We start from the raw sequence: 7876 nt of genomic DNA on the forward strand, positions 1-7876 counted from the left end.
GCGCCGCGCTCGCGCAGCGCCGGCGGGATCGAGGGGCGCCCCGCGGTCACGTCATGCTGAGCAGCGTCAGCCACACCACGGCAACAGAGCGCACGGTCCACACCACACGCGCCGGCTCGTCCGACCGGCCGGCCGCACGCCAGATCGCGACCAGCGCGAGCATGTTGTACGGGATCGACATGACATAGCCGACGAAGAAGGCGGCGAACGGCCGATCGGCCGCGATCAGCAGGAACGTTCCCACGGTGGTGACGATGTTCACGGGGAGCGCGACCAGCACGCCCCAGGTCCAGATCGCCTGTTCGAGCGGCACCTCGCCGCGCCAGAGCCGCATCAGCAGCATGGTTCGGACCGCCCCTGCGCAGCCTGCGACGGCGAAGGGCCCGGGATCGCTCCCGGGCCCCGCATCATGCGGCGCTGCCCCGCCTCATGCCAGCCCGCCGACGGTTCGACCTTCGGCGGGCTGGTAGTGGCGTCGTTTGGCGCGCGCCCGCCCCGCCAGCCCAGCGCGCGATACCTTCCGCACGGAGGTCACGCCTGTGTGCTCCGGATATCACATCTCGGCGTAGCCGCCGTCGCGCCAGACGTAGAACACGTAGTCCGGCACCGTGACGTCGCCCTTGCCGTCGAAGCTGATCTCGCCGAGCACGCTCCGCCACGGCCCCTGCGCCTTCAGCAGCTCGGCGATCTTCTTCGGGTCGGTGGTGCCGGCCTTCTTCACCGCATCGGCCCAGATCTGGATCGCGGCGTAGGTGTAGAGCACGTAACCCTCGGGATCGATGTTCTTCGCGCGGAACTTCGCCACCACCTCGGCCGCGGCAGGGCGCTTGCGCGGGTCGGACGAGAACGTCATCAGCGTGCCCTCGCCGGCCGCGCCGGTGATCTGCCAGTACTCGTTGGTGACCAGGGCGTCGCCGCCGATCGCCACCGCGCGCAGGCCGCGCTCGCGCATCTGGCGCACGATCAGCCCGGCCTCGGTGTGGTAGCCGCCGAAATAGACGACGTCGATGCCGGCCTGCTGGAGGCGGCTGACGATCGCGGAGTAGTCGCGCTCGCCGGCGACATAGGCGAGATAGAGCGCCTCCTGCATCCCGGCCGCGTTCAGCGCCTTCTTGGTCTCGTCCGCGAGGCCCTTCCCGTAGGCCGAGTTGTCGTGGAGGATCGCGACCTTCCTGCCCGGGAAGTTGCGCGCGATGAAGGTGCCGGCCACCTGGCCCTGCTGGTCGTCACGGCCGCAGACGCGGAAGGTGTTCCAGCCGCCCTCGTCGGTGAATTTCGGGTTGGTGCTGGCGGGACTGATCTGCAGCACGCCCTCCTCGAGATAGACCTTCGAGGCGGGGATCGAGCTGCCCGAGCAGAAATGCCCGGCGACGAAGCGCACGCCGCGACCGGCGAGCTGGTTCGCCACCGACACCGCCTGGCGCGGATCGCAGGCATCGTCGCCGATCTCGAGCACGAGCTGCTGGCCGAGCACGCCGCCCGCGGCATTGATGTCGGCCACCGCCTGCTCGGCGCCAGCGCGCATCTGCGCGCCGAAGGCCGCGTACTGGCCGGTCATCGGGCCGACCGTGGCGATGCGGATCTGCGCCTGGGCAAGTCCGGCGCCAGCGACCAGCGCGGCCGCACCGGCAGCCGCCACCAGCGTCCTTCTGAACATGGAAGTCTCCCTCCGTCTGCTGTCCCTGGCCGCGGAACGCGGCGGGTGGCTCAGCGTAATGACATGCAGGCCCGCCGGAAAGGATGGAATGCGCCCGACCGGCGTGCGGGCTCACGCCCGTCCGCCCTCGAGATAGGCCGCCCGCACCTCTGCCCGGGCAAGAAGCTCGGAGCCCGTGCCGGACATGGTGATGCGGCCGTTCACCAGCACATAGCCGCGATGAGCGAGCCGGAGGGCGTGATAGGCGTTCTGCTCGACCAGCAGCACGGTCAGCCCGGTCTGGCGGTTGAGGTCGCGGATCGCGGCGAAGATCTGCCGCACCACCATCGGCGCGAGGCCGAGCGAGGGCTCGTCCAGCAGAAGGAGTCTGGGCCGGCTCATCAGTGCGCGCGCGATCGCCAGCATCTGCTGCTCGCCGCCCGAGAGCGTGCCGCCGCGCTGCGACAGCCTCTCCTTCAGGCGCGGGAACAGGGTGCAGACCCTCTCCAGGTCCTCGTCGAAATGCGTGCCGTCCATCAGCTCGGCCCCCATACGCAGGTTCTCGAGCACGGTCATGCGCGGGAAGATGCGCCGCCCCTCGGGCGCGTGGGCGAGGCCCTGGCGCATGATGTGATGGGTCGGCCAGCCGGTGATGTCCTGTCCGTCATAGACGATGCGGCCCGAGCGCGGGGCGGGATCGCCGCAGATCGTCATCATCAGCGTCGACTTGCCCGCGCCGTTCGCGCCGATCAGCGTGACGATCTCGCCGCGCCCGACCGCGAGCGACACGCCGCGCAGCGCGACGATCGCGCCGTAGGCGGTGGTGACGTCCTCGACGGCGAGCATGGGCACGCCGGCGGGCGCGGCGCTCACTGCCGATGCAGCGCCGCGTCCACCGCCAGCGCCTCCTCCTCCTCGACACCGAGATAGGCCGCGATCACCTTCGGGTCGTCGCGCACCTCGGCAGGCGTCCCGTCGGCGATCTTCCGGCCGTAGTCGAGCACGACGACGCGGTCGCTGATCCGCATCACCACGCTCATGTCGTGCTCGATCAGCAGGATCGAGGTGCCTGCGGCCCTGATCGAGCGCAGGAGCTCGTTGAGCTCTTCGCTCTCGCGCGGATTGAGCCCGGCGGCTGGTTCGTCGAGACAGAGGATCACCGGCTCCATGCACATGGCGCGTGCGATCTCGAGCCGGCGCTGCGCGCCGTAGGGCAGCGCGGCGGCCGGGTCGTCGGCACGCGGGGTGAGCCCGACGCGGTCGAGCCAGGCGCGCGCGCGCTCCACCGCCGCCGCCTCGCGCTTCTGGAACGGCCCGAACCCCATCAGCGCGAACGGCGTCCGCCCGCCCTCGCCCATCAGCCGATTGTGCTGCGCCACCATCAGGTTCTCGAGCACGGTCATGCCACCGAACAGGCGGATGTTCTGGAAGGTGCGCGCGACGCGGGCGTACTTGGCGATGCGGTGCTGGGGGAGGCGGTGCAGCGGATAGCTCGTTCCGTCTTCGTGGCGGACGACGATGGAGCCCTCGGTCGGACGGTAGAAGCCTGTCAGGCAGTTGAACACCGTCGTCTTGCCCGCGCCGTTCGGGCCGATGATCGCGGTGATCTCGCCGCGACCGGCCTCGAAGGAGAGCGCATCGACCGCAACGAGGCCGCCGAAGCGCATCGTCAGGTTCTCGACGAGCAGGATCGGATCGGCACTCATCCCCGCCCCTCCGCCACGTGCTCGGCGTCCACCCGCCTGCGCTCGCCGAGCGCGACCGAGGGCTCGCGCGAGGCGACCAGGCCGCGCGGCCGCCAGACCATGATCGCCACCATGGCGATGCCGAACACCAGCATGCGGAACTGCTCGAGGTCGCGGAACAGCTCGAACCCGCCGATCATCACCACCGCGGCGGTGGCTACGCCGATCTGGCTGCCCATGCCGCCCAGCACGACGATCGCCAGGACCAGCGCACTCTCGATGAAGGTGAAGCTCTCGGGGCTGATGAATCCCTGACGGGTGGCGAAGAAGGCGCCGGCGAAGCCGCCGAACAGCGCGCCGGTGGCGAAGGCGGTGAGCTTCACCGCCACCACCGAGAGGCCGAGCGCCCGCGAGGCGACCTCGTCCTCGCGCAGCGCCTCCCAGGCGCGGCCGACGGGATGGCGGCGCAGCCGGACGGTGACGAAGTTGGTCAGGAGCGCGAGCGCCAGAATCACGTAGTAGAGGAAGATGATCCGGTGCAGCGGCGAGGGCTGGATGCCGAAGAACCCGGCGAAGGTGCCCTCGCCGCCGGCCATCGAGAACGGCAGGCCGAAGAAGGTCGGGCGCGGGATGCCGCTCATCCCGTTCGGCCCGCCCGTCAGGCTGACCCAGTTCAGCAGCACGATGCGGATGATCTCGCCGAAGGCGAGCGTGACGATCGCGAGATAGTCCCCGCGCAGCCTGAGCACGGGGAAGCCCAGGATGATGCCCCAGCCGGCGGCGAACAGGCCGGTCAGCGGCAGCGCGGTCCAGAAGCCGATGTCGAGATGCCTCGCCAGCAGCGCGTAGCCATAGGCACCGACCGCATAGAACGCCACGTAGCCGAGATCGAGCAGCCCGGCCAGGCCGACGACGATGTTGAGCCCCCAGCCCAGCATGACGTAGGTGAGCACCAGCGTGGCGAGATCGACCTCGTAGCGTCCGGCGCCCGGAAGGAACGGCAGCACGAGGGCGAAGGCGAGCATGGCCGGCCCGGCGATCCTGCCGAGGCGCGCGCCGACACCGGGCGGCACCAGGACGGCGCGCGGGGCGGGCGAGACGAGCGCGCGCCGCGCCATCAACAGGCCCACCAGGATCCGCCCGACGAACACGGCGGCGACGGCGGCCAGCAGCAGGCCCGGGCGCGGAACGAGCGTCAGCCCGCCACCGGCCGGTTCGGTCTTCAGCCCGAGCAGCGGCGCGCCGACACCGAGCGCGACCAGGGCGGCGATGCCGGCATCCCTGACGATCGCTGCCATGCCGCGCTCGGCAACCCGCGACACCACGCTCAGACCTTCTCGATCTCGTTGCGCCCGAGGATCCCCGAGGGCAGGAAGATCAGCGCGATGGCGAGGATCGAGAACGCCGCCACGTCCTTGTACTGGACCGAGAAATAGGCCGACCAGAAGGTCTCGATCAGGCCGATCAGCAGCGCGCCCAGCACGGCGCCGGGCAGGCTGCCGATGCCGCCCAGAACGGCGGCGGTGAACGCCTTGATGCCCGCGACGAAGCCGATGAAGAAGTCGATCACGCCGTAGTAGAGCAGATACATCATGCCCGCGACCGCGGCCAGCGCGGCGCCGATCACGAAGGTCAGGCTGATCGTGCGGTCGGTGTCGATCCCCAGCAGGGCGGCCATGCGCCGGTCCTGCTCGCAGGCGCGCATCGCCCGGCCCAGGGGGGTGCGCGCGATGATCAGCGTGAACACGGCAAGCACGACCAGCGTGGTCAGGATGATCGCGACCTGCATGTAGGAGAGCGTCACCTCGATCGTACCGCCGGTCGCGAGCACCACCCCGCCGCGGATCACCGGTTCGAGCGGCTTGACCCGCGCATCCTGCGTCACCTGCACGAAGTTCTGCAGGAAGATGCTCATGCCGATCGCGCTGATCAGCGGGGCGAGGCGGAACGAGCCGCGCAGCGGGCGATAGGCCAGCCGCTCGACGGTGAAGCCGTAGAGCGAGGTGAAGGCCATCGCCAGCACCAGCACCAGGATCAGCGCCAGCGGCACGAAGGTGACCCCGCCCATGCCGAGCAGCAGGAAGCCGATCAGCGAGGTGAACGCGCCCACCATGAAGATGTCGCCGTGGGCGAAGTTGATCATCCCGATGATCCCGTAGACCATCGTGTAGCCCAGCGCGATCAGCCCGTAGATCATCCCGAGCGTCAGCCCGTTGACGAGTTGCTGCAGGGCGTAGTCCACCCGCGTCTCCCTGGACTCCGGTTCAGCCGTCCCGCCGCGAGCATTGGCAGGACGGAAGCCGTTCCGCAACGGGCAAGATGACGTCAGCGTGCAGACAGCGCGGCCGCGACCATCTCCCGCCCCGCCTCGTGCGGCCCATCGGGCATGGCCCGGCCGCCCCGCCAGTCCCGGGAGCCGGCATCGAGTCCGCCTCGCCTGTCCCGCGCTCCTGCCGGCGCCGCCCGCCGCGCCACGCCGCCGGAACGCGATTCGGACGGTGCGGCAACGTGGTCTTAACGGGTCGCACGGACGATGGCGTGGCGATGGTCGAGCGGTCCACCCCCCTTGGCGCCTGGCGCGAGCAGGCCGGCATGGCACGCCCGTGCGGGTAGGCCAGCACGTCATGCAGGACGAGAGCACCGTCGCGCCGTCCGGCGATCCGGCCGCGCCGCTGGCAGCCGGCATCCGACGCCTGCCGCTGCTGGCTTTCCTCGCCGATGCGCGCAGCGAGCAGGTGCTGCGCGAGGTGCTGCTGGAAGCCGGGCCAGACGGCGCCGAGGTGCGCCGGGGCGACATCACGGCGGCGACCGAACTGCTGGCGCGCGCAGCCACCCCGCAGGTGCTGCTGGTTGACATCTCCGGTCTCGACGAGCCCTTCGCGGCGCTCGATGCGCTGGCCCGGGTCTGCGAGCCCGATGTCCGCGTGCTGGTGGTCGGCGAGCGCGACGAGGTGGACTTCTACCGCGATCTCACCCGCAACCTGGGCGTCACGGAGTACCTGCCGAAGCCGCTCACGCGCGATCTGGTCTCGCGCACCTTCCTGCCGCTGATCGCCAACCGGCCGTCGGCCCATCTCGGCCAGCGCGGGGGGCGCGTGGTCATGGTGACGGGGGTGCGCGGCGGCGTGGGCGCCAGCACGATCGCCGCCAATCTGGCGGTGCATCTCGCCGACGAGGCACGCCGCCACGTCGCGCTGGTCGATCTCGACCTCCACACCGGCACCGCGGCGCTGCTCGTGGGTGCGCGGGCCTCGGCGGGGCTGCGCACCGCGATCGAAGCGCCGGAGATGGTGGACGCGCTGTTCCTCGACCGTGCCGGCCAGCCGGTGAGCGACCGGTTGCGCGTGTTCGCGGCCGAGGAGGCGTTGACCAGCCCGGTCGTCGCGGCACCGGAGGCGATCGGCCATCTGATCCGGCTGCTGCGTGACCGCTTCAACCATGTCGTGATCGATGCGCCGGCAGGATTGCCTCCGCTCGTGCGCGAGGCGCTCGACCGGGTGCATCAGCGCGTCCTGGTGATGGCGCCGGACGTCGCCAATGCGCGCGACTTGGCACGCTATCACGCGCTGCCGAACGCGCCGGCACAGACCAGCAGCGCGGTGGTGGTGCTGAACCAGGCCGGCCGGCCGGGCGGGCTCGCGCAGAAGCAGGTCGAGGAGACGCTCAGGCTCGTGCCGGATGTCGTCGTCCCCTATCTGCCGCGCCTGTTGCCGGCGGCGGGCAATCTGGGCAAGCCGGCGGTGATGAGGGCGGGGCCGTTCCGGTCCGCGATCAGGCTGCTGGCCCAGGAGATCGCCGCCGTCCGGCCCGCCGAAGAGGCGGGGCGCCGGAGCCGCCGCCTGTTCGGTCTGTTCCGCCGCTGAAGCGGTTCCCGCACGCGCGGGAGCCGCCCTAGCGGGCCGCAGTCGCGAGCCGGCGCAGGGCCGCGGCCTCGAGCGGCAGGTCGCGCCGGACCACCCCCTCGCCGCCGAGCGGAGGCAACGCCTCGCCCTCCACCGCCACGTCGAGCCCCGCGGCGTTGCCCACCGTCATCACGAGTCCGCTGCGCCGGGGCGCGGGATAGCGCTCGCCCGCGCGCAGCACGCGGTCGAACAGCACGCGGCCGCTCTCGCGGTCGCGCACCAGCAGCCAGGTGTCCGCGCGCGCGGTCAGCACGACAGGGCCGGCGACCGCCGGGGGCTCGGCGGCCGGCGCGAACGCAGGGACCGGCAGCGAGGCGGGCGCCGGCACCGCTGCGGGAGGCGCAGGCGCGGCTAGGCGGCGCAGCGTCTCGGGATCGAGCGGCAGGTCGCGTCGTACCGCTCCCTCGCGGCCGAGCGGCGGCAGGCGCTCGCCGTCCACCAGCACCTCGAGCCCGGCGGCATTGCCGACCGTCATCACGAGGTCCCGGGATGCCGGCGGCACGTGGCTCTCGCCCGCGCGCAACACGCGGTCGAACACGATGCTGCCGGACCCGCGCTCGCGCAGCTGCAGCCAGGTGTCGGCGCGCGCACGCAGCACCACCGGCCCGGAAGGCGACGGCGCGGGCGCCGCCGCCTCGGGCGCGGCTGCGGGC

At 71.6% G+C, this 7876-nt stretch carries 8 protein-coding genes; 1 reads left to right on the forward strand and 7 read right to left on the reverse strand.

Going from position 1 to position 7876, the window contains the following annotated elements; translation table 11 throughout:
• Positions 1-46: 46 nt before the first annotated feature.
• From FK498_RS06445 to FK498_RS06470, 6 genes are all read right to left on the reverse strand, one after another.
• Positions 47-343, reverse strand: coding sequence for a hypothetical protein (locus FK498_RS06445; protein WP_141852745.1), 297 nt, complete (start codon positions 341-343; stop codon positions 47-49).
• A gap of 210 nt (positions 344-553) precedes the next feature.
• A complete protein-coding gene (locus FK498_RS06450; protein ID WP_141852746.1) occupies positions 554-1657 on the reverse strand; it encodes a branched-chain amino acid ABC transporter substrate-binding protein in 1104 nt (367 codons plus the stop codon).
• A gap of 111 nt (positions 1658-1768) precedes the next feature.
• Entirely contained in the window at positions 1769-2482 is a 714-nt protein-coding gene (locus FK498_RS06455; RefSeq protein ID WP_141852748.1) for an ABC transporter ATP-binding protein, read from the reverse strand.
• A gap of 23 nt (positions 2483-2505) precedes the next feature.
• Positions 2506-3342 carry an ABC transporter ATP-binding protein gene (locus FK498_RS06460; protein WP_141852750.1) on the reverse strand — a complete coding sequence of 279 codons (837 nt, stop codon included), beginning with the start codon at positions 3340-3342 and terminating at the stop codon, positions 2506-2508.
• Complete coding sequence (gene livM / locus FK498_RS06465; protein ID WP_141852752.1) at positions 3339-4619, reverse strand: high-affinity branched-chain amino acid ABC transporter permease LivM; 1281 nt, start codon at positions 4617-4619, stop codon at positions 3339-3341. The genes FK498_RS06460 and livM overlap by 4 nt, the downstream gene beginning before the upstream one ends.
• Positions 4620-4648: 29 nt before the next feature.
• Complete coding sequence (locus FK498_RS06470; RefSeq protein ID WP_141852754.1) at positions 4649-5563, reverse strand: ABC transporter permease subunit; 915 nt, start codon at positions 5561-5563, stop codon at positions 4649-4651.
• Positions 5564-5945: 382 nt separating this feature from the next.
• On the opposite strand from FK498_RS06470, the gene FK498_RS06475 reads away from it, so the two are divergent.
• Positions 5946-7184 (forward strand): P-loop NTPase, encoded by a 1239-nt coding sequence (locus FK498_RS06475; RefSeq protein ID WP_141852756.1) that lies wholly within the window; start codon positions 5946-5948, stop codon positions 7182-7184.
• A gap of 28 nt (positions 7185-7212) precedes the next feature.
• Here the strand turns inward: FK498_RS06475 and FK498_RS06480 are convergent.
• On the reverse strand, positions 7213-7876 hold a 664-nt coding region (locus FK498_RS06480), incomplete at its 5' end, for a DUF4115 domain-containing protein (RefSeq protein WP_141852758.1).

The sequence above is a fragment of the Elioraea sp. Yellowstone genome (assembly GCF_006704265.1).
Classification (GTDB): domain Bacteria; phylum Pseudomonadota; class Alphaproteobacteria; order Acetobacterales; family Acetobacteraceae; genus Elioraea.